Origin of the sequence: Acidovorax sp. CCYZU-2555 (assembly GCF_018413525.1) — a bacterium.
Classification (GTDB): Bacteria; Pseudomonadota; Gammaproteobacteria; order Burkholderiales; family Burkholderiaceae_C; genus Comamonas.
The window spans coordinates 1-15,112 of record NZ_JAHCDD010000109.1 but is presented as its reverse complement, the minus strand read 5'-3'; the positions used below and the strand labels follow the sequence as shown (position 1 = coordinate 15,112).

18 protein-coding genes are annotated in these 15,112 nt (G+C 65.6%); 12 read left to right on the top strand and 6 right to left on the bottom strand.

All coding sequences use genetic code 11. The features are described from left to right. Positions 1-633: GGDEF domain-containing protein (locus tag KHY18_RS25110; protein ID WP_213306580.1), on the top strand; the 633-nt coding region annotated here is incomplete at its 5' end. Positions 634-652: 19 nt separating this feature from the next. On the opposite strand, the gene KHY18_RS25105 is transcribed toward KHY18_RS25110, so the two are convergent. The 4 genes from KHY18_RS25105 to KHY18_RS25090 all read right to left on the bottom strand — a co-directional run bounded on the left by KHY18_RS25105 (position 653) and on the right by KHY18_RS25090 (position 4,178). Continuing rightward, the gene (locus KHY18_RS25105) at positions 653-994 is read right to left on the bottom strand and encodes a hypothetical protein (protein WP_213306578.1); all 342 of its coding nucleotides are present in this window, start codon (positions 992-994) and stop codon (positions 653-655) included. 143 nt (positions 995-1,137) lie between these two features. Next, on the bottom strand, positions 1,138-1,704 hold the full coding sequence (dcd, locus tag KHY18_RS25100) for a dCTP deaminase (protein WP_213306576.1): 567 nt from the start codon (positions 1,702-1,704) through the stop codon (positions 1,138-1,140). 51 nt (positions 1,705-1,755) lie between these two features. After that, positions 1,756-3,039: a guanine deaminase gene (guaD, locus tag KHY18_RS25095; RefSeq protein ID WP_213306574.1), complete on the bottom strand. Its 1,284-nt coding sequence runs from the start codon at positions 3,037-3,039 to the stop codon at positions 1,756-1,758. A gap of 41 nt (positions 3,040-3,080) precedes the next feature. Beyond that, positions 3,081-4,178: a BMP family ABC transporter substrate-binding protein gene (locus KHY18_RS25090; protein ID WP_213306572.1), complete on the bottom strand. Its 1,098-nt coding sequence runs from the start codon at positions 4,176-4,178 to the stop codon at positions 3,081-3,083. A 166-nt stretch (positions 4,179-4,344) separates the two neighbouring features. Between KHY18_RS25090 and KHY18_RS25085 the strand changes: the two genes are divergently transcribed. Continuing rightward, positions 4,345-4,785 carry an HIT family protein gene (locus KHY18_RS25085; RefSeq protein WP_213306570.1) on the top strand — a complete coding sequence of 147 codons (441 nt, stop codon included), beginning with the start codon at positions 4,345-4,347 and terminating at the stop codon, positions 4,783-4,785. Between the two features lie 387 nt (positions 4,786-5,172). Here KHY18_RS25085 and KHY18_RS25080 read toward each other — a convergent pair whose 3' ends face one another. Continuing rightward, complete coding sequence (locus tag KHY18_RS25080; protein WP_213306567.1) at positions 5,173-6,099, bottom strand: LysR substrate-binding domain-containing protein; 927 nt, start codon at positions 6,097-6,099, stop codon at positions 5,173-5,175. Between the two features lie 394 nt (positions 6,100-6,493). Between KHY18_RS25080 and KHY18_RS25075 the strand changes: the two genes are divergently transcribed. The 5 genes from KHY18_RS25075 to KHY18_RS25055 all read left to right on the top strand — a co-directional run bounded on the left by KHY18_RS25075 (position 6,494) and on the right by KHY18_RS25055 (position 11,129). Continuing rightward, positions 6,494-7,468 (top strand): TRAP transporter substrate-binding protein, encoded by a 975-nt coding sequence (locus tag KHY18_RS25075; protein WP_213306565.1) that lies wholly within the window; start codon positions 6,494-6,496, stop codon positions 7,466-7,468. Positions 7,469-7,567: 99 nt separating this feature from the next. Then, the gene (locus tag KHY18_RS25070; protein ID WP_213306582.1) at positions 7,568-8,056 is read left to right on the top strand and encodes a TRAP transporter small permease; all 489 of its coding nucleotides are present in this window, start codon (positions 7,568-7,570) and stop codon (positions 8,054-8,056) included. Further along, positions 8,047-9,339: a TRAP transporter large permease gene (locus KHY18_RS25065; protein WP_213306564.1), complete on the top strand. Its 1,293-nt coding sequence runs from the start codon at positions 8,047-8,049 to the stop codon at positions 9,337-9,339. Before KHY18_RS25070 ends, KHY18_RS25065 begins: the two co-directional genes overlap by 10 nt. Positions 9,340-9,355: 16 nt before the next feature. Beyond that, positions 9,356-10,177, top strand: a complete 822-nt coding sequence (locus KHY18_RS25060; protein ID WP_213306563.1) for an NAD-dependent epimerase/dehydratase family protein — start codon at positions 9,356-9,358, stop codon at positions 10,175-10,177. A 34-nt stretch (positions 10,178-10,211) separates the two neighbouring features. Next, positions 10,212-11,129 carry an SMP-30/gluconolactonase/LRE family protein gene (locus KHY18_RS25055; RefSeq protein WP_213306562.1) on the top strand — a complete coding sequence of 306 codons (918 nt, stop codon included), beginning with the start codon at positions 10,212-10,214 and terminating at the stop codon, positions 11,127-11,129. Here the strand turns inward: KHY18_RS25055 and KHY18_RS25050 are convergent. Then, on the bottom strand, positions 11,110-11,976 hold the full coding sequence (locus KHY18_RS25050; RefSeq protein WP_213306561.1) for a LysR family transcriptional regulator: 867 nt from the start codon (positions 11,974-11,976) through the stop codon (positions 11,110-11,112). The two genes, KHY18_RS25055 and KHY18_RS25050, sit on opposite strands and share 20 nt — an antisense overlap. Before the next feature lie 124 nt (positions 11,977-12,100). Here KHY18_RS25050 and KHY18_RS25045 point away from each other — a divergent pair, with 124 nt between their 5' ends. The 5 genes from KHY18_RS25045 to KHY18_RS25025 form a co-directional block, all read left to right on the top strand. Then, complete coding sequence (locus tag KHY18_RS25045; protein WP_213306560.1) at positions 12,101-12,439, top strand: DMT family transporter; 339 nt, start codon at positions 12,101-12,103, stop codon at positions 12,437-12,439. A 3-nt stretch (positions 12,440-12,442) separates the two neighbouring features. After that, a complete protein-coding gene (gene mdtI / locus KHY18_RS25040; RefSeq protein WP_213306558.1) occupies positions 12,443-12,772 on the top strand; it encodes a multidrug/spermidine efflux SMR transporter subunit MdtI in 330 nt (109 codons plus the stop codon). Positions 12,773-12,841: 69 nt separating this feature from the next. Next, positions 12,842-13,591, top strand: coding sequence for a YdcF family protein (locus KHY18_RS25035; RefSeq protein WP_213306555.1), 750 nt, complete (start codon positions 12,842-12,844; stop codon positions 13,589-13,591). A 112-nt stretch (positions 13,592-13,703) separates the two neighbouring features. Next, on the top strand, positions 13,704-14,495 hold the full coding sequence (locus KHY18_RS25030; protein WP_213306552.1) for a helix-turn-helix transcriptional regulator: 792 nt from the start codon (positions 13,704-13,706) through the stop codon (positions 14,493-14,495). Between the two features lie 177 nt (positions 14,496-14,672). After that, positions 14,673-15,112 (top strand): AMP-binding protein (locus KHY18_RS25025; RefSeq protein WP_213306549.1); only part of this gene is annotated, 440 nt, incomplete at its 3' end.

The following is a 15,112-nucleotide window of genomic DNA, read 5'->3' as shown; positions in this document are numbered from 1 at the left end:
CAGACGCACAGCACGCGCGAAGTGCAACGCCTGTCGCGCACGCTGGACAACATGACGCGCCGCCTGCTGACCATGAACGAAGCGATGGAGGAAGTGGTGCGCCAGCGCACGCTGGAGCTGCAGCATGCCAACCAGGAACTCGAGCGCCAGGCCAGCAGCGACCCGTTGACCGGGCTGCTCAACCGCCGCGGCTTCGACGCCCGGCTCGCCGCCGCGCTCGCGCTGGCGCAGCGCAGCGGCCGGCCGCTGAGCGTCATCACCATTGATGTCGACCACTTCAAGCGCGTCAACGACACCTACGGCCACGAAGTGGGCGACAACGTGCTGCGCACCCTGGCACGGCAGCTCAAGGCCAGGCTGCGCGTATCGGACGCCGTGGCGCGCCTTGGCGGCGAGGAGTTTGTCGTGCTGCTGCCCGATACCGTGCCCGAGACAGCGCTGGAAATGGCGCAGGAATTGCTGGTGGTGGCCGCCGCGCCGGCGCACGATGAAGTGAGCAATATCACTATCAGTGCCGGTGTGTCGGCATTGCGACCCGACGACGAAAATGGCAGCGCAATGTTGCGCCGCAGCGACGCCGCCCTTTATGCGGCCAAGACCGCAGGACGCAACCGCGCCATGGTGCAGCTGTGAGCCTGCCGCACCCTGACCTTCAATGGGTCTCGAAATTGCGCGCGCACGGCGCATGTTCGAAGTAGGCTGACAGCCGCACGCTCAGCGCGCGCAGCTGGGGGCAGCCGATGTCCGCCGCGGCAGCCAGCTGCTGGCGCGCATAGCCGGCATCGCCGAGCATCATGGCCGCATGCACGGCGCGGCCATGGCCGGCCATCTTCAGGATGAAGGAATCGAGTTCATGCTGGGGCCAATAGGCGCTGTGGCAGGGCTCGACGCGCCAGGGATTCTCACGTTCACCGGAGGCATCGGCCACCAGTGCGGCCGCATGCGCGTCGCGGTTCAGCGGCGCACGCCACGCAAACTTGAACATCGCCAGCATAGGACCTCCTCGTCATCGCGGCAGACCCGATGTCTACCGTCTCGACATGGATGGTACGAGAGCTGTGTGACAGAAACTTACGGATAAACACGCTGCCGGCTGTCGGATACCGCCTATAGCTCGGCAGTGCGCCCGTCAGAAGCTCAGGCGCGCGGCAAGGTGACGCCGCTTTGCCCCTGGTACTTGCCGCCGCGGTCCTTGTAACTGGTCTCGCAGACTTCGTCGCTTTCGAAGAACAGCACCTGAGCGCAGCCTTCGCCCGCATAGATGCGTGCCGGCAGCGGCGTGGTGTTGGAGAACTCCAGCGTCACATAGCCTTCCCACTCGGGCTCGAACGGCGTCACGTTGACGATGATGCCGCAGCGCGCGTAGGTGCTCTTGCCCAGGCAGATGGTCAGCACATTGCGCGGAATGCGGAAGTACTCGACGGTGCGCGCCAGCGCAAAGCTGTTGGGCGGAATGATGCAGCTGTCGCCTTCGAAGTCGACAAAGCTTTTCTCGTCGAAGTTCTTCGGGTCGACCACGGTGCTGTGGATGTTGGTGAACACCTTGAATTCGGGCGCGCAACGGATGTCATAGCCATAGCTGCTGGTGCCGTAGCTGATGATCTTGCGGCCGTCCGCCTCGCGCACCTGACCGGGCTCGAAGGGCTCGATCATGCCGGTGCTTTCCGCCATGCGACGGATCCATTTGTCGCTCTTGATACTCATGGGAATTCCTGCCAATACTGCTTCAGACGCCTGAAAACCAAGCGTAACAGGCTATTTTGCTTGAGAAATAATGGTTTGCTCGACCAGCCGGTCATCTCCGAGCACGATCAGCGCGAACAGCAATTCGTCGAGATTGCGCGCGGCGCGCGTCTTGCGCGCGAGCAGCGGCGTGGCTTCGGGGTTGAGCACCACGAAGTCGGCCTCGCAGCCCGGCAGCAGGTTGCCGACCACGCCGGCCAGCCCCATGGCCGCGGCCGCGCCGCCCGTATGCTGCCACCACAGGTCTGCGGGCGCGAGGCTCAGGCCGCGCTTGGTCTGGCCTTCACGTCCCACGGCGTAGGCCGCAAGCATGGTGTGAAACGGCGAGAAGCTCGTGCCCGCGCCGACATCGCTGGCCAGGCCATAGGCAAAGCCCGCCTCCTGCGCGCCCAGATAATCAAAGAAGCCGCTGCCCAGGAACAGGTTGCTGGTCGGGCTCACGGCCGCGGCCGTGCCGCGCGCGCGCATCAGCGCGCGGTCCTCGGCGTCGAGGTGGATGCAGTGCGCATAGACCGCGCGTTCGCGCAGCAGGCCGAAGTCGTCGTACACCGAAAGATAGCTGCGGGCGTCGGGAAACAGCGCGCGCACCCAGCGCACCTCGTCGAGGTTCTCGGCCACATGCGACTGCACCCACACATCGGGATAACGCGCAGCCAGTTCGCCCGCGCCGCGCAACTGGGCAACAGAGCTGGTGGGCGCGAAGCGCGGCGTGATCGCATAGCCGAGCCGGTCGACGCCATGCCAGCGCTGGATCAGCGCTTCGGTGTCGAGCAGGCTTTGCTCGGTCGCATCGCGCACGCCGTCGGGCGAATTCTGGTCCTGCAACACCTTGCCCGTGACCAGGCGCATCTGCGCTTTCTGCGCAGCGCCCATCAGTGCATCGACCGAGGCCGGATGGCTGGTCGCGAACGCCAGCGCCGTGGTCACGCCATTGCGCAGCAGTTCAGCGATGAAGAAGTCGGCGACTTCGACGCTGTAGGCCGGGTCGACAAAGCGCTGTTCGTGCGGGAAGGTGTAGTTCTCGAGCCAGGGCAGCAGGCCGTCCGCCGGCGCGCCTATGACATCGGTCTGCGGGTAGTGGATATGCAGGTCGACAAAGCCCGGCGCGATCAGCCGGCCGGGAAAATGCTGCACGGGCAGGCCCGCATAGCCGGGCGACAGCAGGGCCCAGTTGCCGCAGGCCTGAACGCGCGCCTGGCCATCGGGCGTGCGCGCCACGGCCAGCAGGCCGTCTTCCTCGTACAGGGGCCGGCCTTCGGGAGTAAAGCGCAACAAGGCGCCGCGATAGATATGCATGCGGGAAGCTTAACGGCAGGCGGTGAAAAACCGTGTTGTATTCAACGGCCCAGCGTGCCTTGCACGCCTTCGACCAGCCATTTCATGTCGAGGATCTGCGCATCGCTGAGCTGGCTGCCCTTGGCGATCACCACATGGCCGGCGTTGTCGCGCACATCGGCCTTGGCGGCGGCGAACGGCTGGATCCGGCCCTGGGCCATCAACTGCTGCTGCGCCAGCACTTCCTTTTGCACGGCCGCGGGCACCTTGCGGCCGAACGCCTCCAGGCGGATCATTCCGTCTTTCACTCCGCCCCAGACATCGCCGCTGGTCCAGCTGCCGTCGCGCACGGCGCGCGCGCGCCGTGTGTAGTAGTCGCCCCACTGGTGGGTCACGGCGAGAATCTGCGCATCGGGCGCGACCTGGCGCATGTCGGAGTGGTAGGCGATGGCGAACTTGCCGCGCTCCTGCGCCGCGACCATGACCGCGTTCGAGGCCGAGTGAAATGCGAGCACGTCGGCGTTCTGGTTCATCAGCGTAATTGCGGCGTCGCGCTCCTTCGCGGGGTCGAACCAGGTGTCGAGCCAAATCACCTTGACCTGGGCGTTCGGATTGACCGAGCGCATGCCCAGCGTGAACGCGTTGATGCCCTGCAGCACTTCGGGAATCGGAAAGCCCGCGACATAGCCCGCGACGCCGCTCTTGCTCATGCGCGCGGCGGCAATGCCCGACAGATAGCGGCCTTCGTAGTAGCGCGCATTGGCCGTGGCGACATTGGCCGTGCGCTTGTAGCCCGTGATCGATTCGAACTTCACATCGGGAAAGTCGCGTGCCACGCGCAGCGCGGGCTCCATGTAGCCGAAGCTGGTGGTGAAGATCAGCTGGTGGCCGTTGCGCGCAAGATCGCGCAGCACGCGTTCGGCGTCGGGGCCTTCGGCGACATCGGCGACGACCGTGGTCTTGAGCTGCGGGCCCAGCGCAGCCTGCGCGGCCTTGCGGCCGGCGTCGTGCTGGTGCGTCCAGCCCGCGTCGAACACCGGCGTGACATAGACGAAGGCCGCCGACAAAGGCTTGTCGGCGTCGGCCTTGGCCGGAGTCTGGGAAAAAACGGGAGCGAAAAAACAGGCGACCGCGAGCGCGGCTGCGAGGTTTTTGTACATGGTGGTCCTCTACATGGCCCGGAAAAAAACAAGGCCTGCCGCAGCGGGCACTGGAAGCAGGCGGGGCGGATTCTAGCCTGCGTCGCCGCAGCCGACCGGCGCAGGGTTTCTGCGCTGGCACGGCAGACGGGGCGCGACCTATCCTCAAGCCAAAGGAGATAGAAACATGCCTGAGTTTGTCGACCGCTCGCCCCCGGGCGAATGCATTTTCTGCCGCATCATGCGCAACGAGCTGCCCGCGGCACACGTGCATGAAGATGAGCTGACCCTGGCCTTCATGGACATAGGCCAGGTCACGCCCGGCCATGTGCTGGTCGCCACCAAGCGCCATGCGGCCACGCTGCTCGACCTGACCCAAGCCGAGGCCGCGGCCGTGATGCAGACCGCGCAGCGCATGGCCAGCGCGCAGCAGACCGCGTTCTCGCCAGACGGCATCACCTTGCTGCAGGCCAATGGCGCGGCCGGCGGGCAGACTGTGGCGCATTTCCATGTGCATGTGGTGGCGCGCCACACCGGCGACGGCGTGAGCTTCGCCTGGCCGCGCAAGGAACCGGGGGCTGAGGTGATTGCGGGCTATGCGGCGCGGTTGCGTGAGGCGCTGGGTTGAGCCACGAACGGCCCGTCCTCATGACTTGAGCGCAGGCCGTTCATCCTTCGACGCGGCCGGCGAGGCAAGCTCTCAAGAAACAGCTTTTTCATCAATTAAATCAAGTACTTAGAAAGCACTCGATTTGTGCAAACAGCGACGAGCGCTTCCAAACCGTTCGTGGTGAGCTTCCCTGGCCGGGCGCGTCGCACCATGAACGGCCTGTTCTCATGTCTGGAGCGCAGGCCGTTCACCCTTCGACGCGGCCGGCGAGGCAGGCTCAGGGCGAACGGGGATTTTGAAGCCCGCTGTTTCTTTTGAACGCCTTGCGAGACCCCGTCTCGCTGACCCCGCTCAGGGCGAACGGCCACTCGCTGTTTGTGCTGAGCTGGCCTCGCCGGCCGGGCATCAATTTTTTGCCTTGCTGCCCACCGCCCGTCTGACCGGGCGCTGCAGCGTCTCGGAGCGGTAGGCGCGGACCACATCGAGCATGGAGTACAGCAGCGGCGAGCGCTCGTTCTTCAGATAGAAGCAGTGCAGGTCCATATAGGCATCGGGGCTGGCCTTCAAGGGGATGTAGCGCACGCCGGGAAACATCACATTGGTCATCGAGGTGGGCACCAGCGCCACTTCGGTGCCTATGGCGGTCAGCAGCGTCGACATGATGACGTCGCTGGCCGCGGGCGCGAAATGCGGCTCGAAGCCGTGGCGGTGGCACATTTCGATCAGCCGCGCGGCTTCCATGGGCGCATTGCCTATGCGCAGGGTTTCGCTGCGCAGCTGGGTCAGCTCCACCGACTTGAGCCCTGCGAGTCGGTGGTTCTGATTGACGGCAACGACCAGCGGCTCGCGCGCCACCAGTTCGATCTCGATGTCGGCATCGTTGGGCAGCAGGCGTTCGAAGACGATGGTCACCCGGCCCTGGCGCAGCGCCGACACCTGGGCCGGCGACTGGGCGTAATGCAGCTGGATCTCGACATCGGGGTGCCTGGCGCGAAAGCGGTTGAGCACGTCGGGCACGGCGCCGAACGTTGCCGAGCCGTAGATGCCCACGTCCAGCCTGCCCAACTGACCCAGGCCCGAGCGCCGCGCGCGCTCGCCGGCCGACTCCACCATGCCGAAGACCGCGCGTGCGTCGCGCAGCAGCGTTTCGCCGGCATTGGTCAGCACCATGCCGCGCGGCGTGCGCACGAACAGTTCCACGCCCAGTTCTTCTTCCAGCGCCTTGATGTGGCGCGTGAGCGGCGGCTGCGACAGGTGCAGGCGTTCGGCGGCGCGGCGCAGATGGCGTTCCTCGGCGACCGTGACGAAATAGTGGAGTTGTCTGAGATCCATGTCTTCCTAAACAAAAAGGTATCAACGTCTGCGTTTCGAGAATATCTCCTGTTGCATGCGCCAGCGCTCCAGTCTGGCAGGTCAAGCGCATGAAAAACTGCGGGTTTTCACTATATGTCTTCACGCTGTAGCTGGAGAAGCAGGCCCGAACATGGGAAACAAAAAGGTATCAAGATCCACTAAATAAGAAATAGAAGTTTTGCGCATACCGTTTCAGAATTGCGGCATGCGACAGCCTGGCAACAGGCGAACCGCTGACAAGAGGGCCCAGCCAACGTGCATGGGCTCCAAAAGGAGACAGCAAGGACTCGTGGCGATACGCGCGATAGAGGCTGCCTGATTTGTTTCACTGGCGGCTGGGCCTGCAGGCCCGCTCGCGTATCCAAGGAATCACATGAAGAAGTTCATCCACGGCGCCATTGCAATGGCCATCGCGCTCACGGTCTCTGGCGTTTCGGCACGCGAATTCCGTTCTTCCGACAACCAGCCCACGGACTACCCCACGGTCGAGGCCGTGCGTTCCATGGCCAAGGCGCTCAAGGAGCAGTCGGGCGGCAAGCACGGCATCAAGGTGTTCGCCAACGCCGTGCTGGGTGCCGAGCGCGACACCATCGAGCAGCTGAAGATCGGCGGCCTGGACATGATGCGCATCAACGTCGCGGTGCTCAACAACATCGTTCCCGAGACAATCGCGATTTCGCTGCCCTTCGTGTTCCAGTCGACCACCCACATGCGCCAGACGCTCGACGGCCCCATAGGCCAGGAAGTGCTGGACGCGATGGCCGCGCAAGGCATGATCGGCCTGGCCTACTACGACAGCGGCGCGCGCTCGCTGTACACCGCCAAGCGCCCGATCAAGAGCTTTGCCGACGTCAAGGGCATGAAGGTGCGGGTGCAGCAGTCCGATCTGTTCGTGGCGATGATCGAGGCCATGGGCGCCAATCCCACGCCCATGCCTTACGGCGAGGTCTATACCGCGCTCAAGACCGGCATCGTCGACGGCGCCGAGAACAACTGGCCTTCGTATGAATCCTCGCGCCACTTCGAGGCCGCGAAGTACTACAACGTCACCGAGCATTCGATGGTGCCCGAAGTGCTGGTGTTCTCGAAGAAGATCTGGGATACGCTGCCCAAGGAAGACCAGGCGCTGATCCGCAAGACCGCCAAGGAGTCGGTGCCCGTGATGCGCCAGCTGTGGGACGAGCGCGAAGCCAAGTCGCGCAAGATCGCCGAAGCCGGCGGCACGCAGGTGATCACCATCGCCGACAAGAAGCCCTTCGTCGACGCGATGGCCCCGGTCTACAGCAAGTTCGCGAACACGCCCAAGCTGCAGGACCTGGTCAAGCGCATCCGCGAGTCGGCGAAGTAAGCCAGCCCCAGGTACTCCATCATGAATGTCCTGATCCAAGGGGGCAGCGGCAAGGCCGGCCCCGGCAGCGCCGTGCCCGAGCCGGCCCCACCCCGGCGCCTGCTGACCCGCATCAACGCGCCGCTGGCCAAAGCCTGCATGATCGCCAGCGTCGCCGGCCTGCTGTTCATCGTCGTCATCGTGTTCTGGCAGGTGTTCGGGCGCTATGTGCTCAACAGCTCGCCGACCTGGACCGAAAGCCTGTCGCTGATCATCGTGCTCTACGTCACGCTGCTGGGCGCGGCCGTGGGCGTGCGCGACGCCGGCCATATCGGCCTCGAGTCCCTGCTGGTGCTGGCGCCCGACACGCTGCGCCAGCGCATCGAGTTCGTGATCCACGCGCTGGTCGCCATCTTCGGCGCGGCCATGGTCTACAACGGCCTGATGCTGGGCGAGTCGGTCATCAGCTACAAGATCCCCAATCTGGCGCTGCCCGAAGCGGTGCGCTACGCGCCGCTGGTGCTGTCCGGCCTGCTGATCATCCTGTTTTCCATAGAACACATCGTTGCCCTGATCGACGGCACGGAAGTGGAGCCCTCATGGCACTGACCATTCTCTGCATTGCATTCTTCGGCCTGCTGGTGCTGGGCGTTCCCGTGGCCTTCGCCATCGGCCTGGCGTCCATCGTGACCATCCTCTACGAGGGCCTGCCCATAGGCGTGCTGTTCCAGCAAATGATGTCCGGAATGAACATCTTCTCGTTCCTGGCGATTCCGTTCTTCGTGTTCAGCGGCGAGCTGATGCTCTATGGCGGCGTGGCCGACAAGATCGTGCGCCTGGCCAACAGCGTCGCCGGCCATGTGCGCGGCGGCCTGGGAATGTCCAACGTCGTGGCCTGCACGCTGTTCGGCGGCGTCTGCGGCTCGGCCGTGGCCGATGTCTCGGCCATGGGCTCGGTGATGATTCCGGCGATGAAGAAGGAGGGCTACCACGCCGACTACGCGGTCAACGTGACGACCCACGCGGCCCTGGTCGGCGCGCTGATGCCCACCAGCCACAACATGATCATCTATGCGCTGGCCGCGGGCGGTTCGGTGTCGATCGGCGCGCTGATCACCGCGGGCCTGCTGCCGGCCGCGCTGCTGATGATCTGCATGCTGGTCGCGGCCTACCTGGTCGCCGTGCACCGCGGCTACCCCGCGGGCACTTTTCCCGGCTGGTCGGGCGTGGGCCGCGCCGCCGTGGCGGCCGTTCCGGGGCTGCTGATCATCGTCGTGATCCTGGCCGGCATTCTGTCGGGCGTGTTCACCGCGACCGAGGCGGCGTCGGTGGCCGTGGTCTACACCATCTTGCTGACGTTCTTCATCTACCGCACGATGAGCTGGCACAACTTCATCAAGGCCGCGGCCAAGGCGGTGAAGACCACCGGCGTGGTGCTGCTGCTGATCGGCGTGTCGGCGATGTTCCAGTACCTGATGGGCCTGTATGAAGTCGCCGACTTCATGGGCAGCTGGATCTCCAGCGTGTCGCTCGAACCCTGGCAGGTGTTTCTGCTGATCAATGTGATCCTGTTCCTGCTGGGCACGTTCATGGACATGGCCGCGACGATCCTGATCGCCACGCCCATCTTCCTGCCCATCGCCATGAAGTACGGCATGGACCCGGTGCAGTTCGGCATCGTGATGCTGCTCAACTGCGCGCTGGGCCTGAACACTCCGCCCGTGGGCACGACGCAGTTCGTCGGCTGCGCCATCGGCGGCATCTCGGTCGGACAGGTGATGCGCACCATCTGGCCGTTCTATGGAGCTTTGGTGGCGACGCTGATGCTCGTCACCTATGTACCCGCGTTCTCGCTGGCCTTGCCGCGATTGCTCATGGGCTATGCACACTGAATCGCAAGGAAATAAAATGGTCAAGGTTGCACTGAGTGGTGCCTGCGGGCATGTAGGCACCGTATTGCGGCGCGAGCTGCCAAAGCACGGCATCGATCTGCGCTCGTCGGTGGGGCTCACGCCGGCCCCGGCGCTGCATGATGCGGAAGATCTGACGCACGGCGATCTGCGCGACGCGGCGGCCGTGGACGCGCTGCTGCAGGGCGTCGATGTGCTGATTCACATGGCGGGCACCAGCATCGAGCGCCCGCTGCAGGAAATCATAGACAACAACCTGATTGCGCTGCACGCGGTGTATGAAGGCGCGCGCCGCAACGGCGTCAAGCGCGTGGTGTTCGCCAGCTCCAACCATGCGTTCGGAATGTACGGCACGGACGTGAAGCTGCGCTCGGATGCCGAATACCGGCCCGACGGTCTCTACGGGCTGTCGAAAGTCTGGGGCGAGGCCATGGCGCGCATGTACTGGGACAAGCACGGCATCGAAGGCATCTGCCTGCGCATAGGCACGACCAAGGACTGCCCGCCCGAAGACTTCCGCCAGCTCAGCACCTGGATGGGCGCGAAGGACCTGGTGGCGCTGGCGCTGCGCTGCATAGCGGCGCCGGTCGATTTCGCCGTGGTCTGGGGTATCTCCAACAACGACCGCGCCTACTACGACCTGTCCGAAGGCAACCGCATCGGTTTTGCACCCGAGCAGAACGCCGAGCAATGGGCGCCCGAGCTCGTGGCCCAGCCCAACCGCATGAACGCCGTGGCGCGCAGTTTCCAGGGCGGCGAGTTCGTCACGCTGGATTACACGCCGCCCGCGCAGCGGCCAGGCGCGCAGCGCGCGCTGTGAAACGACAGGCCGTCAGGGCCAAAGGAGTGGGCAGATGGAAGTCAAGGTCGAGTTGCTGGTCGATGGCCGCCACGCCACGGGCGAAAGCCCGGTGTGGCGCGCCGAAGAGAACGCGCTGTTCTGGGTCGATATTCCGGCGCGCAAGATTTGGCGCTGGCAGGCGCACGGTGACAGCCTGGTGCATTGGCTGCTGCCCGAGCAGGTGGCCTGCATCGCACCCGCGACCGAAGGACGCTGGATCTGCGGGCTGGAGACCGGCGTCGCGCTGGCCACGCTCGCGCCCGAAGGCGGGGCGGCGCAGCTGCAGTGGCTGGCCAGCGTGGAGCATCCGCTGGCGCAGATGCGCTTCAACGACGGCCGCTGCGATCGCCAGGGCCGTTTTCGCGCGGGCACGATGTACCAGGACATGGCCGCGGCCCGGGCCGTGGGCACGGTCTACGGGCTGGATGCGCCATCGGATGCCGGCCTGCAGCCGCTGCACACGGGCCTGCTGACACCCAACGGCATGGCCTTCAGCCCCGACGGGCGCACCATGTACCTCAGCGACTCGCATCCGCAGTCGCAACAGATCTGGCAGTTCGACTATGACCCGCAGGACGGGAAGATGTCGCGCCAGCGCGCGTTCGTCGACATGCGCGCGCACCCTGGGCGGCCCGACGGCGCGGCCGTAGACGAAGACGGTTGTTACTGGATCTGCGCGAACGACGCGGGCCTGCTGCTGCGCTTCACGCCCCAAGGCCGGCTCGACCGCTCCATCGCCGTGCCGGTCAGCAAGCCCGCGATGTGCGCGTTTGGCGGCGCGGGCCTGGACACGCTGTTCGTGACCTCGATACGCCTGCCCGGAACAGCCGAAGAATCGCCCGCGGGCGGCGTGTTCGCGCTGCGGCCCGGAACGCGCGGCATTGCCGAAACGGAGTTTCCCGCGCGGCTGCTTACGCCAGCAGTTCGGTGAAACGCGTCTGCACCCAGGCCGCGGCCGGCCCGGGCTGCCAGCCCTGGCACCACAGCACGCGCACCGACAGCTGGGGCAGGGCCAGCGACGGGCAGTCGAGCTGCTGCAGCGGCTTGCGGTAGGTGTCGTCGGTCGCGATGTTGACCGGCAAAATCGCCCAGCCCAGGTCGTCGGCGACCATTTCGGCAAGGCTGTAGAAGCTGTCGGAGCGCCAGACCTTGGGGCTGTACGCGGTCTCGTGCACGTCTTCGGCGTGCAGTATCAGCTGGCGGTAGGCCACGAGGTCCTTGCGCTGCACGGGCTGGTTTTGCGTCAGCGCATGGCCCACGGGCACGAACAGGCCCTGGGACACGGTGCCGATATGGCGCTGGTCGAAGCGCGCGGAGATGGCGCCGCGCACGAAATGGATGGCCATCTGCGCGCGCTGCTGGTCCACATAGTCGGCCACTTCGGTCGCCGTGCCGTTGAGCAGGGCCAGCTCGAGGTCGGGAAAGCGCTGGGCGATTTCGCGTATCAGCGTGCCCACGGCCGTATAGGGCAGGGCTTCGTCGAGCGCCAGCGACAGCTTGGCTTCGCTGCCCGCGCTCAGCGATTGCGCGCGCTGCTCCAGCGACTGCGCCTGGCGCAGCAATTCGCGCGCTTCGAGCAACAGCAGTTCGCCCGCATCCGTGAGCTTGGCGTTGCGCCGCGAACGGTCGAACAGCTCCACACCCAGATCGGCTTCGAGCAGGCCGATGGCGGTGCTGACGGCCGATTGCGCGCGCCCCAGGCGGCGCGCGGCCTCGCTGAAAGAGCCGCTTTCGGCGGTGAGCACGAATTGCCGTAGTTGGTCCAGAGTCCAATGCATGGCGGCGATCTATCTATAAAACAGATGGATGTTGACTTTTTCAATCCGCAGAATACTTGAATAATCAGGCATCAGCGATGGAAAAACGCTGTTTATCTTCATTCATTTCAACCCAAGGATTGTCATGGCTTTGCGCCCCTGGATTTTTTTGCTTGCGGCGGTGGCCACGGAAATCGTCGGGGTCAGCGTCATGAAGCTGGTCTCGCAGGACGCGGGCTGGAGCGCGCTGCTGTTCATGTACGCCATGATAGGCCTGTCCTTTTTCCTGCTGGCCATGGCCATGGAACATATCCCCATGGCCGTCACTTATGCCACCTGGGAGACGCTGGGCCTGACGGCCGTGGCCTTCATCGGCTACCGCTTCTTCGATGAAAGCATAGGGCCGCTCAAGGCGCTGGGCATGGCCGTGCTGGTCGCCGGCGTGGTGCTGGTCAACGCCAGCGGCAAGTCGGTCGAGGAGTAAAAAATGCAAAACGCCCAGTTCATCCATTACGCCTATATGGTGGTCGCCGTGCTGCTCGAAGTCGCGGCCAATATCTTCATCAAGCATTCCGCGGGCTGGCGCCGCAAGGGCTGGGGAATGCTGGGCATCGTGAGCGTGCTCGCGTCCTTCACCGCACTGTCGCAGGCCGTGCAGGGCATGGACCTGTCGGTGGCCTATGCGCTGTGGGGCGGCGCGGGCATCGTGCTGACCACGGCCGCGGGCTGGGTCTTCTTCAAGCAGGCGCTGGCGCGCCGCGGCTGCGCGGGCATTGTGCTGATCGTGGTCGGCGTGCTGCTGCTCAAGCTGTCCTGAAGCCTGCGGCCCATTCGAGGAACTCGCCATGCCACAGACTTTCCCCCTTGCGCTGCGCGGGAGCCGCGCATGACGCTGGCATTCCTGGCCGCGCTGGTGGTTCTCGCCGCCGCCTGCTCGGGCTTGCGCCGGCGGCGCATGGCGTGGTCGATCTACTTGCTGGCGGCGCTGCTGTTCCTGGGCGTGGGCTGCGGCGTTCTGCCCGCGTGGCTGCTGGACAATCTGCAGTCGGACCATGCGATCCAGCCGGCCGGCGCCTGGGCGCAGCGCAATGCGATCGTGGTGCTGGGCGGAGACACGCAAAGAATCGCCGCCACGGGCGCGGTCGAGCCGGGAGCGACCGCCCAGGCGCGCATCGTCTGCGCCGCCACGCTGCAGCGCGACTGCCGCCGCACCGGCGCGCAGTGCAAGATCATCATCAGCGGCGGCGATGCGCGCTGCACGGGCGCGGCCGATGCGCTGGTCTACCGCAATGCCTTGCTGGGCTTGGGCCTGGACGGGGCCGATGTGCTGGTCGAGCCCCACAGCACCAGTACCTGGCAGCATGCGCAACTGACCAGCGATGTGCTGCGGCATTTCGCCGCCGACCATGTGGTGCTGGTCTCGTCGGGCCTGCATCTGCGGCGCAGCCAGCTGTATTTCTCGCACTTCGGCGTCCATGCCTCGCAGATGCGCGCCGACCATCTGTGCGCCCTGCCGTCGACGCTGCCGCTGGCGCACAACTTCCGCGTCGCCGATCTCGCGCTGCATGAATACCTGGGCATCGCGCGCTACCACGCGCGCGTGGCGGTGGGCGAGCTGCCGCGCAGCCGGGGCTGATATTCAGCGCGCCATGCTAGTAATCCCTGTGGACGCCGGCGTTCAACTCGGCTAATTTCCAGGGCACATGCCGCAGCGCCGACTGCGCTTTGAATAATCCGCTGGAGGGGACATGAGAAACTGGCTCGCTACCGGGGCACAGCAGGCCCCCGACACCACGGTGTCGCTGATCGAGTCGGTGGGCACGCGCGGCTTCGCGGGCGCGGCGCTGGGCACCTTGCAGTCGCTGATTCCCGCGGCCTCCTGGAACGCCTACCAGGTGGGTGCGCAGTGCGAGCCGCGGCTGTATTTCTCGGCCAGCCATGAGGTGCCCGACCGCACCACCCATTGCTGGCAGGCCTATCTGACCGGCCCGCATGCCCAGGACCGCACGCTGCAATGGGATGGCGCCGACGCGGGCCGTGCCCATCTGTGCCATATCACGTCCGGTGAAGTTCCCGACGAACACCGCCAGCGCGTCTACGACGCGCATGGCGTCGCCGAGCGCATTTCCATCGTGCGCCAGCAGTCCGCCGGGCAGATCTTCGCGGTCAATCTCTATAGGCACCGGCACCAGCCGGCGTTCAGCGACCGGCATCTGGCGGCATTCGAGACCGTGGGCCCGGTGCTGCTGGCGCTGGCCCACAAGCATGTGGAGCTGGCGCCGCCCGCGCGTTCGCCGCGCGACTGGCTCGCGCACTGGCGCGGCCGACTGCAGCTCGACACCGCCAAGCTGACCGAACGCGAGCTCGACGTGTGCGCGCGCATTCTCGCGGGCTGGAGCCTGGACGGCATCGCCGTCGATCTGGGCGTTTCGCTGACCACGGTGAAAACCTACCGCAAGAGGGCTTTCGACCGCATGGACATCCACTTTCGCAACGAGCTGTTCTCGCGCGTGGGCATGGCCAGCGCTGCCGCGGCCTGAACGCCGCAGCGCGCGGCTGTCGTCCTCCAGGAGGACAGCCTCATTGCCGCATCTTTTCTACATTGGAAGCCACCGCCCCGAGCGGTATCGCATTTCTTCTGTGGGACACGTGCAATGGCAATACGCGGCGAGGCATCCGTATGGGATGCGGAGACGGAAGGGTTTGAGCTTCTTGAAATGACGCTGGGCGATCTGCTCGATCGCCAGGCCCAGGCCTTCGGCGAACAGGATGCGGTCGTCTACCACTATCCCGAAGACGGTCTGGAGCTGCGGCTCGATTACCGCGGCCTGCGCGAGCGCGTCAACGCGGTCGCCAAGGGCCTGATCGCGCTGGGGGTGCGGGCCGGCGACAAGGTCGCTGTGCTCGCCACCAATGTGCCCGAGTGGCTGCTGCTGGAGCTGGCCGTGCCCAAGATCGGCGCGGTTCTCGTGACCGTCAACACCAATGTGCGCGCCAGCGAGCTGGACTACCTGCTGCGCCAGGCCGAAGTGCATACGCTGGTGCTGATGGCCGCGCACCGCGGCAACGACTACTACGCGGCGCTCGCCGATCTGGTGCCCGAGCTGGCCGGCCGCGCGCCGTCGCAGCCGCTGGCTTCGGCGGCGTTCGCCGATTT

Bases quoted from the DNA above. Each gene is read 5' to 3' on its own strand.
- KHY18_RS25105 (WP_213306578.1), bottom strand. From the start codon at position 994: ATGCTGGCGATGTTCAAGTTTGCGTGGCGTGCGCCGCTGAACCGCGAC.
- dcd (WP_213306576.1), bottom strand. From the start codon at position 1,704: ATGAGTATCAAGAGCGACAAATGGATCCGTCGCATGGCGGAAAGCACC.
- guaD (WP_213306574.1), bottom strand. From the start codon at position 3,039: ATGCATATCTATCGCGGCGCCTTGTTGCGCTTTACTCCCGAAGGCCGG.
- KHY18_RS25090 (WP_213306572.1), bottom strand. From the start codon at position 4,178: ATGTACAAAAACCTCGCAGCCGCGCTCGCGGTCGCCTGTTTTTTCGCT.
- KHY18_RS25085 (WP_213306570.1), top strand. From the start codon at position 4,345: ATGCCTGAGTTTGTCGACCGCTCGCCCCCGGGCGAATGCATTTTCTGC.
- KHY18_RS25080 (WP_213306567.1), bottom strand. From the start codon at position 6,099: ATGGATCTCAGACAACTCCACTATTTCGTCACGGTCGCCGAGGAACGC.
- KHY18_RS25075 (WP_213306565.1), top strand. From the start codon at position 6,494: ATGAAGAAGTTCATCCACGGCGCCATTGCAATGGCCATCGCGCTCACG.
- KHY18_RS25065 (WP_213306564.1), top strand. From the start codon at position 8,047: ATGGCACTGACCATTCTCTGCATTGCATTCTTCGGCCTGCTGGTGCTG.
- KHY18_RS25060 (WP_213306563.1), top strand. From the start codon at position 9,356: ATGGTCAAGGTTGCACTGAGTGGTGCCTGCGGGCATGTAGGCACCGTA.
- KHY18_RS25055 (WP_213306562.1), top strand. From the start codon at position 10,212: ATGGAAGTCAAGGTCGAGTTGCTGGTCGATGGCCGCCACGCCACGGGC.
- KHY18_RS25050 (WP_213306561.1), bottom strand. From the start codon at position 11,976: ATGCATTGGACTCTGGACCAACTACGGCAATTCGTGCTCACCGCCGAA.
- KHY18_RS25045 (WP_213306560.1), top strand. From the start codon at position 12,101: ATGGCTTTGCGCCCCTGGATTTTTTTGCTTGCGGCGGTGGCCACGGAA.
- mdtI (WP_213306558.1), top strand. From the start codon at position 12,443: ATGCAAAACGCCCAGTTCATCCATTACGCCTATATGGTGGTCGCCGTG.
- KHY18_RS25035 (WP_213306555.1), top strand. From the start codon at position 12,842: ATGACGCTGGCATTCCTGGCCGCGCTGGTGGTTCTCGCCGCCGCCTGC.
- KHY18_RS25030 (WP_213306552.1), top strand. From the start codon at position 13,704: ATGAGAAACTGGCTCGCTACCGGGGCACAGCAGGCCCCCGACACCACG.